General features: G+C 69.3%; 17 protein-coding genes. 9 read left to right on the top strand and 8 right to left on the bottom strand.

Features of this window, described 5'->3' with window-relative positions; genetic code table 11:
* Window positions 1–7 precede the first annotated feature (7 nt).
* Window positions 8–1,051 (bottom strand): ATP-dependent DNA ligase, encoded by a 1,044-nt coding sequence (locus L687_RS26745; protein ID WP_021198873.1) that lies wholly within the window; start codon window positions 1,049–1,051, stop codon window positions 8–10.
* A gap of 46 nt (window positions 1,052–1,097) precedes the next feature.
* Window positions 1,098–2,549, bottom strand: a complete 1,452-nt coding sequence (locus tag L687_RS26740) for a phytoene desaturase family protein (protein ID WP_021198872.1) — start codon at window positions 2,547–2,549, stop codon at window positions 1,098–1,100.
* A 72-nt stretch (window positions 2,550–2,621) separates the two neighbouring features.
* On the opposite strand from L687_RS26740, the gene L687_RS26735 reads away from it, so the two are divergent.
* Window positions 2,622–3,110, top strand: a complete 489-nt coding sequence (locus L687_RS26735) for a hypothetical protein (RefSeq protein ID WP_152525861.1) — start codon at window positions 2,622–2,624, stop codon at window positions 3,108–3,110.
* Window positions 3,056–3,637 carry a GNAT family N-acetyltransferase gene (locus L687_RS26730; protein ID WP_200861058.1) on the top strand — a complete coding sequence of 194 codons (582 nt, stop codon included), beginning with the start codon at window positions 3,056–3,058 and terminating at the stop codon, window positions 3,635–3,637. The genes L687_RS26735 and L687_RS26730 overlap by 55 nt, the downstream gene beginning before the upstream one ends.
* Before the next feature lie 26 nt (window positions 3,638–3,663).
* On the opposite strand, the gene L687_RS26725 is transcribed toward L687_RS26730, so the two are convergent.
* On the bottom strand, window positions 3,664–4,464 hold the full coding sequence (locus tag L687_RS26725; protein WP_081860082.1) for an AraC family transcriptional regulator: 801 nt from the start codon (window positions 4,462–4,464) through the stop codon (window positions 3,664–3,666).
* Between the two features lie 54 nt (window positions 4,465–4,518).
* Between L687_RS26725 and L687_RS26720 the strand changes: the two genes are divergently transcribed.
* Window positions 4,519–5,802 (top strand): CynX/NimT family MFS transporter, encoded by a 1,284-nt coding sequence (locus L687_RS26720; RefSeq protein ID WP_021198868.1) that lies wholly within the window; start codon window positions 4,519–4,521, stop codon window positions 5,800–5,802.
* 21 nt (window positions 5,803–5,823) lie between these two features.
* Here the strand turns inward: L687_RS26720 and L687_RS26715 are convergent, their stop codons facing one another.
* Window positions 5,824–7,059 carry an acyl-CoA dehydrogenase family protein gene (locus L687_RS26715; protein ID WP_021198867.1) on the bottom strand — a complete coding sequence of 412 codons (1,236 nt, stop codon included), beginning with the start codon at window positions 7,057–7,059 and terminating at the stop codon, window positions 5,824–5,826.
* A gap of 69 nt (window positions 7,060–7,128) precedes the next feature.
* Window positions 7,129–7,788 (bottom strand): TetR/AcrR family transcriptional regulator, encoded by a 660-nt coding sequence (locus L687_RS26710; RefSeq protein WP_021198866.1) that lies wholly within the window; start codon window positions 7,786–7,788, stop codon window positions 7,129–7,131.
* Between the two features lie 60 nt (window positions 7,789–7,848).
* Here L687_RS26710 and L687_RS26705 point away from each other — a divergent pair, with 60 nt between their 5' ends.
* The 3 genes from L687_RS26705 (at window position 7,849) to sucD (ending at window position 10,405) form a co-directional block, all read left to right on the top strand.
* Complete coding sequence (locus L687_RS26705; RefSeq protein ID WP_021198865.1) at window positions 7,849–8,202, top strand: DUF2510 domain-containing protein; 354 nt, start codon at window positions 7,849–7,851, stop codon at window positions 8,200–8,202.
* A 115-nt stretch (window positions 8,203–8,317) separates the two neighbouring features.
* Window positions 8,318–9,484 (top strand): ADP-forming succinate--CoA ligase subunit beta, encoded by a 1,167-nt coding sequence (sucC, locus tag L687_RS26700; RefSeq protein ID WP_021198864.1) that lies wholly within the window; start codon window positions 8,318–8,320, stop codon window positions 9,482–9,484.
* A gap of 18 nt (window positions 9,485–9,502) precedes the next feature.
* Window positions 9,503–10,405, top strand: coding sequence for a succinate--CoA ligase subunit alpha (gene sucD, locus L687_RS26695; RefSeq protein WP_021198863.1), 903 nt, complete (start codon window positions 9,503–9,505; stop codon window positions 10,403–10,405).
* Window positions 10,406–10,456: 51 nt separating this feature from the next.
* Here sucD and L687_RS26690 read toward each other — a convergent pair whose 3' ends face one another.
* On the bottom strand, window positions 10,457–10,966 hold the full coding sequence (locus L687_RS26690) for a mycothiol transferase (RefSeq protein WP_021198862.1): 510 nt from the start codon (window positions 10,964–10,966) through the stop codon (window positions 10,457–10,459).
* A gap of 74 nt (window positions 10,967–11,040) precedes the next feature.
* A complete protein-coding gene (locus L687_RS26685; protein WP_021198861.1) occupies window positions 11,041–11,619 on the bottom strand; it encodes a TetR/AcrR family transcriptional regulator in 579 nt (192 codons plus the stop codon).
* 77 nt (window positions 11,620–11,696) lie between these two features.
* Here L687_RS26685 and L687_RS26680 point away from each other — a divergent pair, with 77 nt between their 5' ends.
* Complete coding sequence (locus L687_RS26680; RefSeq protein ID WP_021198860.1) at window positions 11,697–12,098, top strand: VOC family protein; 402 nt, start codon at window positions 11,697–11,699, stop codon at window positions 12,096–12,098.
* A 178-nt stretch (window positions 12,099–12,276) separates the two neighbouring features.
* Here the strand turns inward: L687_RS26680 and L687_RS26675 are convergent, their stop codons facing one another.
* Window positions 12,277–13,752, bottom strand: coding sequence for an NCS2 family permease (locus L687_RS26675; protein ID WP_021198859.1), 1,476 nt, complete (start codon window positions 13,750–13,752; stop codon window positions 12,277–12,279).
* A gap of 90 nt (window positions 13,753–13,842) precedes the next feature.
* Between L687_RS26675 and L687_RS26670 the strand changes: the two genes are divergently transcribed.
* The gene (locus L687_RS26670; protein ID WP_021198858.1) at window positions 13,843–15,219 is read left to right on the top strand and encodes a cell division protein PerM; all 1,377 of its coding nucleotides are present in this window, start codon (window positions 13,843–13,845) and stop codon (window positions 15,217–15,219) included.
* A gap of 63 nt (window positions 15,220–15,282) precedes the next feature.
* Window positions 15,283–15,870: a phosphoribosylglycinamide formyltransferase gene (purN, locus tag L687_RS26665; protein ID WP_021198857.1), complete on the top strand. Its 588-nt coding sequence runs from the start codon at window positions 15,283–15,285 to the stop codon at window positions 15,868–15,870.
* Window positions 15,871–15,874: the final 4 nt, after the last annotated feature.

Here is a 15,874-nt window from a genome sequence, read left to right as displayed (position 1 = left end):
CTCCCGCTCAGCTCAGGACATCGGCGAGGTCGTAGCCTGCGACCGTGTCCAACTGCTCGTAGGTGCAGGAGCGGGCGTCGCGATCGGGGCGCCAGCGTTCGAACTGCACGGTGTGGCGGAACCGCGCGCCTTCGAGTTGGTCGTATCGCACCTCGAGCACCCGCTCCGGGCGCAGCCGCACGAACGACACATCCTTCGATCCGCTGAATCGCGACCGCTCGCCCTCGGCGGTCACGGCGTCGCCCGACTCGTCGCGCTCGACCAGCGGGGAGAGCTCTTCGACGAGCTCCTGCCGACGGGCATCGCTCCACGCGGCCACGCCGCCGACCTGGTGGAGCTCCCCGTCGTCGCCGTACAGCCCGACCAGCAGGGAACCCACTCCCGATCCGGACTTGTGGATGCGATAGCCGAGCGCGACGACGTCGGCGGTGCGGGCGTGCTTGATCTTGAACAGCGTGCGCTTTCCCGGCGCGTAAGGCTGGTCGAGCGGCTTCGCGACGACACCGTCGAGCCCTGCCCCTTCGAACTCGGCGAGCCAGCGCACCGCGGCCTCGCGATCGCGGGTCGTGCGGGTGATGTGCAGCGGATGTCCGACGCCCTCCATGAGGGTCTCGAGGCGTGCGCGCCTCGTCTCGAACGACTGCGTGAGCAGGTCGTCGACCCCGACGGCGAGCAGATCGAACGCGATGAACATGGCTGGGGTCTCGACGGCGAGCTTCGCGACGCGTGAGGCGGCGGGGTGGATGCGCTGGCTGAGGGCCTCCCAGTCCAGGCGCTGCGAGCCGTCCGGCCCGGTGGCGACGACGATCTCGCCGTCGAGCAGGCACGGTTCCGGAAGCAGCTGGGGGATCACGTCGACCAGTTCGGGGAAGTAGCGGGTCAGGGGCTTGGCGCCTCGTGACCCGATCTCCACCGTCTCCCCGTCCCAGGCGATGAGTCCACGGAAGCCGTCCCACTTCGGCTCGTACAGCAATCCGCCCGGCGTCTTCGCGGGGTCGGGCACGGCCGGCGCCGCCTTGGCGAGCATCGGCGCGGGGATGTCGTAGCGCATGCTCCCATCCTGGCCGCCGATGATCCGCGGCGGAAGGGGAGGACGATCAGCCGAAGAGGTCGGTCACGGTGGCGGGTTCTCCGGCATCCCGCAGCGCCGTGCAGGCGGCATGCCAACCGGCCATCCCGTTCACGGAGGGGCCGGGGGGTGTCGAGGCGGACGCCAGGTACACGCCACGCATCGGCGTGCGCCACGGGGAGGGGGAGAGAACCGGGCGCCGGAGTGCCTGGCGCATGTCGAAGACGCCACCGGAGATGTCGCCACCGATCTCCGTGGGGTTGATCGCCTCGCGCGACGACGCCGGGACGGCGTGGTGCGCGAGGACGAGGTCGCGGAAGCCCGGAGCGAAGCGCTCGACCTGGGCGGTGATCAGCTCGGTCGGGTCGAGGTCCGAACCCGGGGGCACGTGGATGTACGCCCAGAGCACGGCCTTCCCCGCGGGGGCGCGTGAGTCGTCCAATACCGATGGCTGCACGGCGAGCACATACGGGCGCTCAACCACGCGTCCGGCGGCGACGGCGTTCTCACTCGCCCATACCTCGGCGCGGGTGCCGCCCAGATGCACGGTCGGGGCCGCTGCCACGTCGGCGTTCGTCCACGGGATCGGGCCGTCGAGCGCGAAGTCGACCTTCGCTGCTCCGGGCCCGTACCGGTACGAGCGGAGGGCCCGTGCGTAGCCGGCGGGCACGTCGGGATGCGTGAGGGCGAGTCGCGGCGAGGTGTTGAGCAGCAGCAGGTCGCCCTGCTGCGGGTCGCCCCAGTCCAGGGCACCGAGATCGGAGACGGGGGTGCCCGCCTCGATCGTTCCGCCGTGCTGCTCGATGTCGGCGACCATCGCGTCGGCGATGCGCTGCGCACCTCCGCGCGGGTACGGCCAGCCGCCTGCGTGTCCGAGCGCGGCCAGCAGCAGCCCGGCCGCCGCACCCGCGAGGGAGGGCTGCGGCGAGTTGGCGTGCGCGACCACCCCGGAGATGAGCGCCGCCGCCTCCTCCGTGCGGAAGGCGCGAGCTGCCAGGGGAGTGCCCTGGTCCAGCATCCGGATCGCGAAACGCGCGGCGGTCACCGGATCGCGGGGGATGCGGAGCAGCTGGTTGCCGGTGAAGTCGACGACCCCGTCGATGTGGCTGCTGAGTGGACGCAGACGTGAGGTCCAGGCGGATCCGTCGACTCCGAGGTCCGCCGCCGTGCGCTCGATGTCGCGCCAGGCGATCGCTGCGCGCCCGTCATCGAGCGGATGCGCGTACGAGGCGTCGGGACGGATCCACTCGATCCGCCGGTCGAGGCCGAACGCCTGGAAGAACGGGGAGGAGAGGGCGGCCGGATGCACGGCGGAGCAGAGGTCGTGCCGGAACCCCGGAAGCGTGGATTCGCGTGTGCGCACCCCGCCGCCGATGGTGTCGGCGCCCTCCAGAACTCGCACCCGATAGCCGGCGCGCGCGAGCGTCACTGCGGCAGCGAGCCCGTTCGGGCCGGAGCCGATGATCGTCGCCTGGGCCATGACGTCAGTTTGGCACGTATACGAGCGGAAAACGGTCGGCTGTACCCCTCTGGGCGTGCGATCCTGGAACTGATGAAAGAAGTACAGGGGCCGACCCCCGCAGGCACCTCCCGTCCATACCGTTCGCTCCCGGAGGCGTTGCGCGCGCACCGCATCGATCCGGCCAACCACGCGTTCATCACCGCCATCGTCGAAGCGATCGGGATCAGCTCGTTCATCGACCGCGGTCGCTACATCGAAGCGATCCGTCGAGGTGAGGGCGCCCCTCTGCACATCGGGCGCACCTACACGAACGGCTTCACCGAGGACGAGCGCCTCGTCGTCGGTTCCGCTCCGCTGCGTCTGCAGCCGAGCGAAGGCCGGGCGCCGTACTTCTACGTGAGCCACCCCAGCGAGTTCATCCCGCTCACCCCGCCGCGCGCGGCCAAGCGCACGACGACTCCTCGCGTCTCCGCCCCGCGGGCCGAGAAGGCTCCGAAGCCGGTCGAGGATCGCGACTACGGCGTGTGCGACGTGTGCTTCATGGTGAAGACGCCGTCCGGCGGCTGCGGCTGCGACTGACCGTGAGCGCCGAGGCGGGATCCGGGCTCGACCGACCGTCGATCCGGCTCGCCGACTTGACCGGACCCGACGCACTCGAGGTCGGTGCGGCTGTGCGTGCGTATCTGCTGCAGACCGAGCGGGAGAAGAGTCGGCAGGAACACGGATCCGAGCGCGATTCCGCCGTGCCGCTGCCCGACCGCTATCTCCGCGAGGTCGATGACCCGGCCGAGGCGTATGCCGCGCATCGAGTGCGGGTCGCGCAGCTCGACGAACGCATCGTCGGGGTCGTGGTGCTGTCCGTGCACGACGGTGTGGCGGAGATCAAGCGATTGTGGGCGCAGCCTGACGTGCGCGGCCGCGGGGTGGGTTCGGCGCTGTTGGACGCGGCGGTGGCCGATGCGGTCGATCTCGGTGCGTCGCAGGTGCGGCTGTCGGTGTGGGAATGGCGGGACGGCCCCGTGCGTCTCTACGAATCGCGAGGCTTCGAGCGGGTGCCCTCGTGGGACGATCGCGAACGCCTCGTGTGCATGGCGCGCGTGGTCTGAGCCGACCGCAGTCGTGGTCCTTCCCCTCACGCGGTCGGTTGCGACAGCCGGTATCGGCCGGGGGTCATCCCGACGAGCGGTGTGAACTGCTCGATGAACTGACTGGTCGTGGCCCACCCGCATGCGGAGGCCGTGTCGGTCACCGTGGCGCCGTCGGCGAGCAGGACGAGTGCCCGATGCACGCGCAGTTGCAGGCGCCACTGCCGGTATCCCATGCCGGTCTCCTGCTGGAACAGGCGGCTCAGCGTCCGCTCGGCGGTGCCGGTGCGTGCGCCGAGTTCTCCGAGCGGCACGGGCAGAGCGAGGTCATCCTCGACGATGCGTGCGGCACGGCGCAGGCGCGGATCGTGGGGCTCCGGGAGATGGAGTGGCTGCTCGGGCGCGGTCACGACTTCGTCGACGATCACGCGACGCAGGTGGTCCAGGGCTTCGTCGCTGCGTGTGCGGTCGGAGGTCATCGACAGCACGGCTTCGCGCGCGAGTGGCGTCGCGACGAGCACCGCAGGGGAGGCCGGGAGCAGTGCGGCGAGCTCGTCGGTCAGATGGACGATGCGCATGTCCGTGCGCCCGTGCGCGCGATGACGATGCTCGGCGCCGGCGGGCACCCAGGCCATGCGGGTCGACGGCGCGATCCAGGCACCCTCGTCGGTGAGCAGCGACAGCACTCCGGAAGCGGCATGCACCAGGTGTCCGAGCGGGTGGGCGTGGCGGGGGGAGGTCTCGGCGTGCGCGAACCGGTAGGCGCCCTCCATGGGCAGGGCCGCCAGGGAATCGAAGTCGACCAGATTCAGGTCGACCATTCGCGAGGATTGGCGGGTATTCGACATCAAAATGCAGTGTACGTGTTTCCTGACATACCGGGTGAATGCTGGACTCGATGCATGACCACGATGCAGGAACCGTTCGATACCGCGCCGACCCCGTTGACCAGGCCGTCCACCCGGCGCGGCGGCATCCTCACCGGGATCTACGTGGGCACCGGCCTGCTGCTGATCGCGCTGAACCTGCGCATGGGCGTCGCTTCTGTCGGACCCGTCCTCCCCGCGATCGAGCAGGACCTGGGGATCCCAGCAGCCGCGGCAGGGCTCCTGACGACGATCCCCGTGTTCGCCTTCGGCGCCTTCGCGTTCTTGACGCCCGCGCTGACACGCTGGATCGGACTGCATCGGCTGCTCGCGCTGACGATGGTCGTGGTGGCACTCGGCATCGGCATCCGCCTGCTTCCCTCACCCGTGGCTCTCTTCGGCGGCACGGTGTTGGTGGGGGCGGGCATCGCGGTCGCGAACGTCTGCATGCCCGCCGTGATCAAGCAGGACTTCGCGCACCGTCTCGGTCTGATGATGGGGCTGTACTCCACATCGCTGTTCCTGGGTGCCGCCGCGGCGGCCGCATTCACGGTGCCGTTCATGATCGCCCTGGACGGGTCGTGGCGTGGCGCGCTGGGGGTCTGGGCGATTCCCGCCGCACTCGCCCTGGCGGTCTGGCTGCCCCGGGCGATGCGTCGGGTCGTCACCTCCCCGGCGGTGGCGGGCGTTCCCGTCGATGCGATCACGGAACCCATCGACGAGCCGCGGATGTCGGCGCTGTTGCGGGACCCGGTCGCGTGGGCGGTCACCGCGTTCATGGGGTTGCAGAGCCTGAGCTACTACGCGGCCCTGACCTGGATTCCCACGATGCTGCAGGACGGCGGGGTCTCGGTGTCGGATGCCGGGGTGCTGCTGTCGTACTCCAGTTTTCCCGGGATCGCGGCGGCGCTCCTCGTGCCGACGATGATGCGCCGCATGCGGCCGACGTGGCTCCCCGTCGTGCTCTCCGCGCTGCTCTGCGCGGCGGGGCTGATCGGCCTCCTCGTCGCGCCCGGTGGAGCCGCGCCCTGGCTCTGGATGACGCTGCTCGGTCTCGGGCAGGGGGCCGCCATCTCGCTGTCGCTGACGTACATCGTGCTCCGCGCGCCGGATGCGAGGCACACGGCGCACCTGTCGACGATGGCGCAGGGAGTCGGCTACCTGCTGGCCGGCTTCGGTCCGCTCGGCCTCGGCATCCTGCACGCCACGGTCGGTGGGTGGGTCGTCCCGGTCCTGGCGCTCGTGCTGCTCCTCGCGGTGCAGGCGGTCGCGGGGTCGGCGGCGAGTCGAGAGCGCCACGTGAGCGCCCGACGCCGGTGAGTCGACTCCGGGGATCCGCCCTCAGGCGAACGCGCTCATCCCGGTGATGTCGCGCCCGAGCAGCAGGGCCTGAACGCTCTCGGTTCCCTCGTAGGTGTGGATGGCCTCGATGTCGGCCATGTGCTGCATCACGCCGTTCTCGAGCAGGATGCCGTTGCCGCCGAGCAGATCGCGGGCGGTCGAGGCGATGCGGCGCGCGGCACGCGTGTTGTGGAACTTCGCCAGCGAGGCCTGGGTCGGGCGCAGTTCACCGGCGGTCTCGAGGTCTGCCATCCGCCGGCAGTACAGCTGCATGGCGGTGAGGTCTTCGAGCATGTGGGTCAGACGCTCCTGGACCATCTGGAATCTGGCGAGGGGCTTTCCGAACTGCACCCGCTGGGTGGCGTAGGCGAGGGCGGCCTCGTAGCAGGCGGTCGCGTGTCCGAGCGCCGACCAGGCGACACCGGAACGGGTCGCGTACAGCACGATCGAGGCGTCCTTGAAGCTCTTGGTCCCCGGCAGCACCGCATCGAGGGGCACCCGTACGTCGTCCAGCACGATGTGTGCCTGGTGGATCGCGCGCAGCGAGGCCTTTCCGCGGATGACGCTGCCTGTGTAGCCCGGGGTCTCCTGCTCCACGAGGAAGCAGCGCACGGCGCCATGCTCTTCGGCGCCCTCGTCGTCGATGCGCGCCCAGACGAAGGTGATGCCGCCGGAGGCGCCGTTGCCGATCCACTTCTTCGTTCCGCGGAGGCTCCAGCCGTCGCCGTCGCGGCGGGCCACGGTCTCCAGCGAGACGGAGTCGGAACCGTGATCGGGCTCGGTCAGGGCGAACGATCCCAGCACCGAGCCGTCGGCGAGGCCCGTCAGCCACTTCTCCTGCTGCGCGGGGGAGCCGAACAGGGCCAGGGTGCGCAGTGCGAGTCCGCCCTGCACCGCGAGGATCGTGCCCAGGGAGCCGTCGCCGCGGGAGATCTCCATGTTCACCAGTCCTGCGGCCAGTGGCGACAGGCTCGTGAGCGACGGGTGCTGCACCCCGTCGACGACGAGGTCCATCTCGCCCATCCGACGCGCGGCATCGAGCGGATACTCCGCGCGGTCCCAGGCGTCGGCCATCTGCGGGGCGACCTCGTCGACGTAGGCCTTCGCGCGGTCCCACGCCTCCCGATCGGCGGCGGGGATGTCGGTGAAGACGGCGTAGTAGTCGCTGTCCTGACGTCCGGTGATGTCGTACGACGAGACGCGCTCGCCGGGGAAGGGGGAGGCTGCAGTGCTCATGGGACTCCTTCGTGGCACCAAGTATCGTACTCCTCGATACTCGGTTCCACGACCCGACGGCACGTCGAGCTAGTCGAGCTGTGACTGCAGCCTGCGGCTGACCTCGGCGATCGGCATGGAGCGGGGGAACACCGCGACCACCATGTCATCCGGGGCGGTGGCCGCCTCGCCCGCAACCCCGTAGCGACGGCGGACGTCGGCCAGCGCCGTCTGCAGTGTCGCCAGCGGCACCTTCTTGCGGCCACGCAGCAGCTGGCGCAGCACATGGTTGTGCACGGCCGTCACCAAGGCGGCGAAGCCGACCGCGTCCAGGGGATCCACGCCGGGGAGCGCCCCGCGCAGGTAGTCGTCGAACAGTCGCTCGTAGCGGAAGACCGTGATGATCTCGCGCTCGCGCAGCACGGGGACCTGTCGCACGATCTGATAGCGGCGCCTGGCGAGTTCCGGGTCGTGCGCGAAGTGGGCGAAGACCGACTCCGAAGCCGCGCACACCGCGCCCCACGGGTCATCGTGCCCCTCTTCGAGGAACTCCCTGAGCTGTTCCAGAAGCACCTCGTGATCCGCGAAGACCACGTCCTCCTTGCCGCCGAACTGGCGGAAGAAGGTCGAGCGGGAGACGCCGGCGGCCTTGGCGATCTGCTCCACCGACGTCTGGTCGAACCCCTGGGCGCTGAAGAGTTCGAGCGCTGCGGCGACGACGCCGGTGCGCAGTTCTGCGGATTCGTGCATGGCGAAAGCCTAGACCTCGCCGGGCGGAGACGCCGAGGCGTCGCCGTCATACTGAGGAGCGTGAGAGATGACGGGATTCCGGCCGGCTGGTTCGACACGCGGCGGCGCGGGACGCGGCGCTGGTGGGACGGCACGCGATGGACCTCGCACATCTCGGTGCGCGGGCGCGAGACGACCATGGCCGAGGACAGCGCATCGGTGCGCCGCCAGCTCCTCGTGTGCGAACTTGTGCTCGGTGCCGTCATGATCGGCGCGATCCTCATCGCCCTGTGGGGCTCGTTGCCGGTGGTCGTGGTGCGCCCCGTGATCGTCGCCACGGGCACGGCCCTGGTGGTCATGCCGTTCCTGATCACCCGACAGCTTCGACGGGTCGCCCTCCCCGCGCGTGGAGCCGGGGTGCCGACTCGACGCTGAGCGGTCGAGGCGCCGGGGCCGCAGGAGCGCTCAGTTCGGGGTAGTAGGCTGGGGGACTGGTCGATGTCTCGACATCGAGAGAATTACCAGACAGCAGCCCAGTGAAGGAACCACAGTGGATCTGTACGAGTACCAGGCACGAGACGTTTTCGAAAAGTACGGAGTGCCGGTCCTCGCCGGCATCGTCGCGGACACCCCTGAAGAGGTGAGGGCGGCTGCCGAGAAGATCGGCGGAGTGGTCGTCGTCAAGGCTCAGGTGAAGACCGGCGGCCGTGGAAAGGCGGGCGGCGTCAAGGTCGCCAAGACGCCCGACGAGGCGTACGAAGCAGCGAAGGCCATCCTCGGCCTCGACATCAAGGGCCACATCGTCAAGCGCGTCATGGTCGCGCAGGGTGCGCGCATCGCCGAGGAGTTCTACTTCTCCGTGCTGCTCGACCGCGCCAACCGCTCCTACCTGAGCCTCTGCTCGGTCGAGGGCGGCATGGAGATCGAAGAGCTCGCCGTCGAACGCCCCGAGGCGCTCGCACGCGTCGAGGTCAACCCGCTCACGGGCATCGACAAGGAGAAGGCCGTCGAGATCGCTCGCGCGGCGAACTTCCCCGAAGACCTCATCGAGAAGGTCTCCGATGTCTTCGTGAAGCTCTACGACGTGTACAAGGGCGAGGACGCGACGCTGGTCGAGGTCAACCCGCTGGTGCGCACCGAAGAGGGCGACATCATCGCGCTCGACGGCAAGGTCACGCTCGACGACAACGCCTCCGAGATCCGTCACCCTGAGCACGAAGCGCTCGAGGACAAGGACGCAGCCGACCCGCTCGAGGCCAAGGCCAAGGAGTCGGGCCTCAACTACGTGAAGCTCGACGGCGAGGTCGGGATCATCGGCAACGGCGCGGGTCTGGTCATGTCGACGCTCGACGTGGTCGCCTACGCGGGCGAGAACCACAACGGCGTGAAGCCTGCCAACTTCCTCGACATCGGCGGCGGCGCCTCGGCCGAGGTCATGGCCGCCGGCCTCGACGTCATCCTCGGCGACCCGCAGGTCAAGAGCGTGTTCGTCAACGTCTTCGGCGGCATCACGGCGTGCGATGCCGTCGCCAACGGCATCAAGGGTGCTCTCGAGACGCTGGGCGCCACGGCCTCCAAGCCGCTCGTCGTGCGCCTGGACGGCAACCGCGTCGACGAGGGTCGCGCGATCCTCGCCGAGTACGCACACCCGCTTGTGACCCTGGCCGCCACCATGGACGAGGGCGCCGACAAGGCCGCCGAGCTCGCCAACGCCTGAGACTGAAGGACGAGAAGAATGTCGATCTACCTCAACAAGGACTCCAAGGTCATCGTCCAGGGCATCACCGGCGGTGAGGGCACCAAGCACACCGCACTGATGCTCAAGGCCGGCACCCAGGTCGTCGGTGGCGTCAACGCCCGCAAGGCCGGCACCACGGTCTCGCACACCGACAAGGACGGCAACGCCGTCGAGCTGCCCGTCTTCGCCTCGGTCGCCGAGGCCATGAAGGAGACCGGCGCCGACGTGTCGATCGCTTTCGTGCCCGGTGCGTTCACCAAGGACGCGATGATCGAGGCCATCGACGCCGAGATCCCCCTGCTCGTGGTCATCACCGAGGGCGTGCCCGTCGGCGACTCGGCCGAGGCCTGGGCCTACGCGCAGAGCAAGGGCAACAAGACCCGCATCATCGGCCCGAACTGCCCCGGCATCATCACGCCGGGCGAGGCGCTCGTGGGCATCACGCCCGCGAACATCACGGGCAAGGGACCGATCGGCCTCGTGTCGAAGTCGGGCACCCTGACCTACCAGATGATGTTCGAGCTGCGCGACCTGGGCTTCTCCACCGCCATCGGCATCGGCGGCGACCCGGTCATCGGCACCACGCACATCGACGCGCTCGCGGCGTTCGAGGCCGACCCCGAGACCAAGGCGATCGTGATGATCGGTGAGATCGGTGGCGACGCCGAGGAGCGTGCCGCCGACTACATCAAGGCGAACGTCACGAAGCCGGTCGTCGGCTACGTCGCGGGTTTCACGGCTCCCGAGGGCAAGACCATGGGTCACGCCGGTGCGATCGTCTCCGGTTCGGCCGGCACCGCTCAGGCGAAGAAGGAGGCCCTCGAGGCCGCCGGCGTCAAGGTCGGCAAGACGCCGTCCGAGACGGCAGACCTGATGCGCGCGATCATCGAAGCGCTCTGATCTGAGCTACGCTTGATCTGAAGGCCCCGGACTCCACTCCGGGGCCTTCTTTCATGCCCGTTCGGTCGGTCCGGCGTCTCGGCGGCGGGCAGCGAGGATCGCTGCCCTCAGGATGTCGAGCTGTCCGGTGTTCCAGCCCAGCTCACTCAACACGTGGACGTAGATCGCGAGCAGGCTGTGCCGGTTCTCGCCGACTTCGTCGTCGAGCCCGCGATCGGTCAGATTGCTGTCAGCGAGGGCGCTGATGCGTCGACACTCTGCCGTGACGGAGGCGATATCGTCGGTGCGCCGCACTTTCCAGGAGTTGGCGGTGGCCACCGGCAGGCCGCTCTCGGCCCGGGGGCGCCCGGTGATCCTCTCGTCGAACCAGACGCCCTCCACGTACGCCGTGTGACGCACGACTCCCAGCAGGCTCGGAGCGCCGGGGATCGGCGCGGACCGCGCCTCCTCTTCGGTGAGGCCTTCGAGGCTGGCCAGAATGAGCTCCCGGTACTCGAGGAGGCGCCGGTCGACGTCCCGTCTCAGGTCGAACGGGTGGTCGTCGCGGTGTCGGTGATGCACGGGATCTCCTCAGGGTCGGGACTCCACCCTCGACGCCGGTCGGCGCGCTGCGCCGTCGGCGCGCCGCATCGCACTCAGCTGGGCGGGACCACGGCATCCAGGATGCGCTCGAGTGCCACGTGCGCTTCCGACCGCGCGTCGGCGTCATCGGGGTGCGCGGCGAGCCACAGCGCGAGCTCGTTCATCGCTCCGGAGAGTGCGGCGGTGAGCGGATCCACGAGCGCGGGGGAGACGCCGGCTTCGCGTAGGCCCGTGCGCAGCTCCTGCTCCGGTCCCTCCGCGTCGAGTCGGCGCCACTGCACCCCGCCGAGCACGGCGGGACCGTCGACGAGCAGCACGCGTGACGCCGCTCCCCGGGTGATCGCGTCGAGGAACGCGTGACTGCCGTCGCGGAGAGCGGCATCCGGAGCGCTGTCTTCCGTGGCGTCGCGGATCGCGTCGGCCACGGACTGCTGCTGGGCGGCCGCGACGTCGCGGAAGAGCAGCGGCTTCGACGTGTAGTGGTGGTAGACCGCACCTCGTGTGACTCCGGCAAGGCGGGCGATCTCGTCCACGGATGCGGTGGCGTACCCGTGCGCGGCGAAGTGGGTCGTGGCGGTCTCGAGAATTCGTCGCGCGGTCTCGGCGGCGTCGGCCGCGGATGCTCGGGGCATGACTCTTTCCTTACGTACAGGTTGTATGTATCCTAGTCATGCAGAATACAAACACGCTGTATGTAAAGGAGAGACGAATGCGGATCACGAGCTTCTACCCGGTGCTGATGGTCGAAGACGTCGCAGCGAGCGCGCGGTTCTATAGAGAGGAGTTCGACTTCGAGGTGGTGTTCGAGGCCGACTGGTACGTGAGCCTGCGCTTCGATGGCGGTGAGCTCGCGATCCTCGACCGTTCGCACGAGACCATCCCCAAGGGATTTCGTGAGCCCGTGCGCGGGCTGCTGCTCAACGTCGAGGTGCCGGATGCCGCTGCCGAGCATGCGCGCCTGGTGGGGGAGCGGGGTCTGTCGGAACGGCTGCCGCTCCGCGACGAGGCCTTCGGTCAGCGCCACTTCATCGTCGAGGCGCCCGGCGGTGTGCTGATCGACGTGATCGAGCCGATCGAGCCGTCGCCGGAGTTCGCCGCTGCCTACGCCTGAGCCGCGCGAGGTGGCCGTCCTCGTCAGATGCATGACCTCTCGGCGGATGCATGGCCGCTCGGGGCGTGTGTTCCTGCATCCGGCCGATGCACATGCATGTGACGGCCGCGGCGGCGGAGGTACGGAAGAGGGGCGGATGCCGCAGCACCCGCCCCTCTTTCGTGATCTCGGATCGGCGTCAGATCCCGACGCCGAAGAGCGCTTCGATCGGACCTCGGGCGAAGAAGATCAAGAAGCCGGCGCCGACGACCCACAGCAGCGGGCTGATGGACTTGGCTTTGCCGGAGAACGCGTGGATGAGCACCCAGCTGACGAAGCCCGCGCCGATGCCGTTCGCGATCGAGTAGGTCAGCGGCATGACCGAGACGGTGAGGAACACCGGCAGCAGAACGCGGAAATCGCTGAAGTCGATGTAGCGGATCTGCGCCATCATCATCGCACCGACGATGATCAGCGCGGCAGCGGCGATCTCGGTCGGGACGATCGACGTCAGCGGGGTCAGGAACATCGCGATCAGGAACACGACGCCGGTGACCACGTTCGCGAGTCCGGTGCGCGCACCCTCGCCGATACCGGCGCCCGACTCGATGAAGACCGTGCTCGAAGACGAGGAGGTCGCGCCACCGGCGATCGCGCCGACACCCTCGACGACCAGCGCCGACTTGATGCGGGGGAAGTCGCCGTTGTCGTCGGCGAGGTTCGCCTCCTTCGCGAGGCCCGTCATGGTGCCCATGGCGTCGAAGAAGTTCGTGAAGAGCAGCGTGAAGACGATCATCACGATCGCGACGAGGCTGACCTTGCTCAGATCGAAGCTGAAGTCGACGGCGCCGATCAGGCTGAGGTCGGGCACACCCACGGGGGAGCCGTCGAGCGCGGGAACCGTCAGGCCCCAGCCGCCCGGGTTGACCACGTTGCCCTCGTCATCGAAGCCGCGGGCCCCGATGTGCCAGATCGCCTCGACGATGACCGCGAGCACGGTGCCGCCGATGAGTCCGATCAGCATGCCGCCCTTGATCTTGAGGGCGACGAGGATGCCGGTGAGGAGGAGGGTGATGACGAACAGCAGGGTCGGAACGGTCGCGACCGATCCGTTCACGCCGAGGCCGACCGGAGGAGACGAGGCGCCGGTCGCCGTGACGAAGCCGGAGTTGACGAAGCCGATGAACGCGATGAAGAGGCCGATGCCGACCGTGATCGCGATCTTCAGCTGGAACGGCACCGCGTCGAAGATCGCCTTCCGCAGCCCGGTGGCGGCGAGCAGCACGATGACGACACCGTTGATCATCACCAGCGCCATGGCCTCGGGCCAGGTCACCTGGCCGACGACCGAGAACGCGACGAAGGCATTGATGCCGAGGCCGGCAGCGAAACCGAACGGGAGGCGCGTGACGAGCCCGAACAGGATCGTCATCACACCGGCGGTCAGCGCGGTGGCGGCGCCCACGGCGTTGAAGCTGAGCATGTCTCCGGCGACATCGGGCTTGCCGGAGAGGATGATCGGGTTCAGGATCACGATGTAGGCCATCGTGACGAATGTCACCAGACCCCCTCGGATCTCGGTGCCGATCGTGGATCCGCGCTTGCTGATCTCGAAGAAGCGGTCCAGGGAGTTCTTGGGTTCGGTGGATGCCGGGGCGGGCGGGGCAGTTGTCATCGGGAAACCTCCGGAGAAACGCTATCGTGTCGCCGACCCCACGCGCGCCCCCAGGGCTTCGTCGGCAACTCGTCGTAGTCTCGAAACGCTATGCAACGCCTCCTCGTCGCGCTCCTCGCCGCCTTCGACGCCGCCATCGCTGCGGCCGTCGGCCTCGTCGTGCTGCTCGCGCCGCTGACGCTGCTGTGGACGCTCGCCTTCGGGGTCACGGCCGACTGGGGCGCGCTCTGGCCGCTCACCGGCACGCTCTGGGAGTTCGGTCACGGCGTGCCGCTCGAGGTCACGATCCCGGACGAGCTGCTGGTCGCTCTCGCGATCCCCCCGCAGGCGGCCTCGTTCGCGGTCTCGATCACCCCGCTGGCGTTCCTGCTCTTCACCCTGCTGTTCGCCGCCCGCTCGGGTGCCAGGGCCGCGGCAGCCGGAACCTGGCTGCTCGGCTCAGTGTCAGGGACGGTGGTGTTCGCGGCCATCTCCACGGGGGTCGCGTTGACCGCGCGACTGGATGCCGTGCAGACCCCCCTGGCACTCGCGATCGGGCTCCCCACCGCCGTCTACCTCGTCGGCGCAGTGTGCGGGGCTGTCCGGGTCGCGTGGGAAGAGGGGGATGGCGGAGTCCTCGACCGTCTGCACGACCGCATCGACGCCCGTGAGGATTGGGCGCCCGTCCCCGTCGCGATCGTACGCGGCACGGCCTTCACCCTGGTCGGCGTGATCGGAGCGGCCGCTCTGGCCCTCGCCGTCATGACGCTGTTCCGCGGCGGCGAGGTCGTGGCGCTGTTCCAGGCTGCCCGCGTCGATGCGCTCGGCGCGACCGTGATGACGCTGGCGCAGCTCGTGTATCTCCCGACGCTGATCGTGTGGGCGGCGTCCTGGCTCGCCGGTCCCGGCTTCGCCGTCGGCGTCGGAACCGCGGTCTCGCCCGCCGGTACGCAGTTGGGAGTCGTTCCGGGCATCCCGGTGTTCGGGCTGCTGCCCGAGAACAGTTCGATGTGGATGCTGATCGTGGTGCTCGTCCCGATCGCCGCCGGTGCTTTCGCCGGCTGGGCGGTGCGTTCGCGCCTCGTCTGGGAGGGCACGCCGTTGGGGACGATGCAGCGGGCGGCGATCGCGGTGGGGATCGCCGTCGTCAGCGCAGGGGTCGCGGGCCTCGCCGCGGTGCTCGCGAACGGCTCGATGGGTCCGGGAAAGCTCGCCGATGTCGGTCCCGCGGCTCTTCCGTTCATGCTGGCCCTCGGACTGGAGGTGCTCGTCGGCGCCGCGATCCTGCTGCTGTCACCGCGTCACCGCGATGAGCTGGCCGAGGAGCGTACGGACCGCTGGATCGCCGAGATGACCGAGTTCGATCCGAGCCTCGCATCGGCGCGGACAGCGCCCGGTATCCCCTTCTCCGAGACGCCGACGTTCGACGACACGGCGCCCCTGGACGATGTCCGCGGCTTCGCCCCGCCGCGTCACGAGCGCGATTGACGTCCACCGCCCGTGAGCGGAAGCCGGGCGGAAGAGGGCTTCGCGCCCCGGTAGACTGGGCGCGTGCTCACGGTCGCCGTTCTCATCTCGGGCACCGGCTCGAATCTTCGCGCCCTCCTCGAGGCCGCTCGTCACCCCGATTTCCCCGCCAGGGTGATCGTCGTCGGTGCTGACCGTGAGGCGGACGGGCTCGCCCACGCCGAGGAGTTCGGCATCCCCAGCTTCACCGTGCCGTGGCATGAGCACGAGAGCCGCGAAGCCTGGGGGGAGGAGGTCGCCCGCCAGCTCGCCGTCTGGAACCCCGATCTCGTGGTGCTCAGTGGCCTCATGCGTCTGCTTCCTCCGTCGCTCGTCGCGCAGTACTCGCCACGCCTCATCAACACCCACCCCGCGTACCTTCCCGAGTTCCCCGGGGCACACGGCGTCCGTGACGCCCTCGCCTCCGGCGCGGCCGAGACCGGTGCCAGCGTGATCGTGGTCGACGACGGTGTCGACACCGGGCCGATCCTGGCGCAGGAACGTGTCGCGATCCTCGAGGGCGACACCGAGCACAGCCTGCACGAACGGATCAAACCCGTCGAACGTCGACTCCTCATCGACGTCGTCCGCGGGATCGCCACCGGCGCGCTCGTCCTCGACCCCTCTTCATGACCCC

This window comes from Microbacterium maritypicum MF109, assembly GCF_000455825.1.
In the GTDB taxonomy this organism is placed as follows: Bacteria; Actinomycetota; Actinomycetes; order Actinomycetales; family Microbacteriaceae; genus Microbacterium; species Microbacterium maritypicum_A.
Note: the sequence above shows the minus strand (reverse complement) of the source record. Positions and strands in the feature narration are given on the sequence as shown.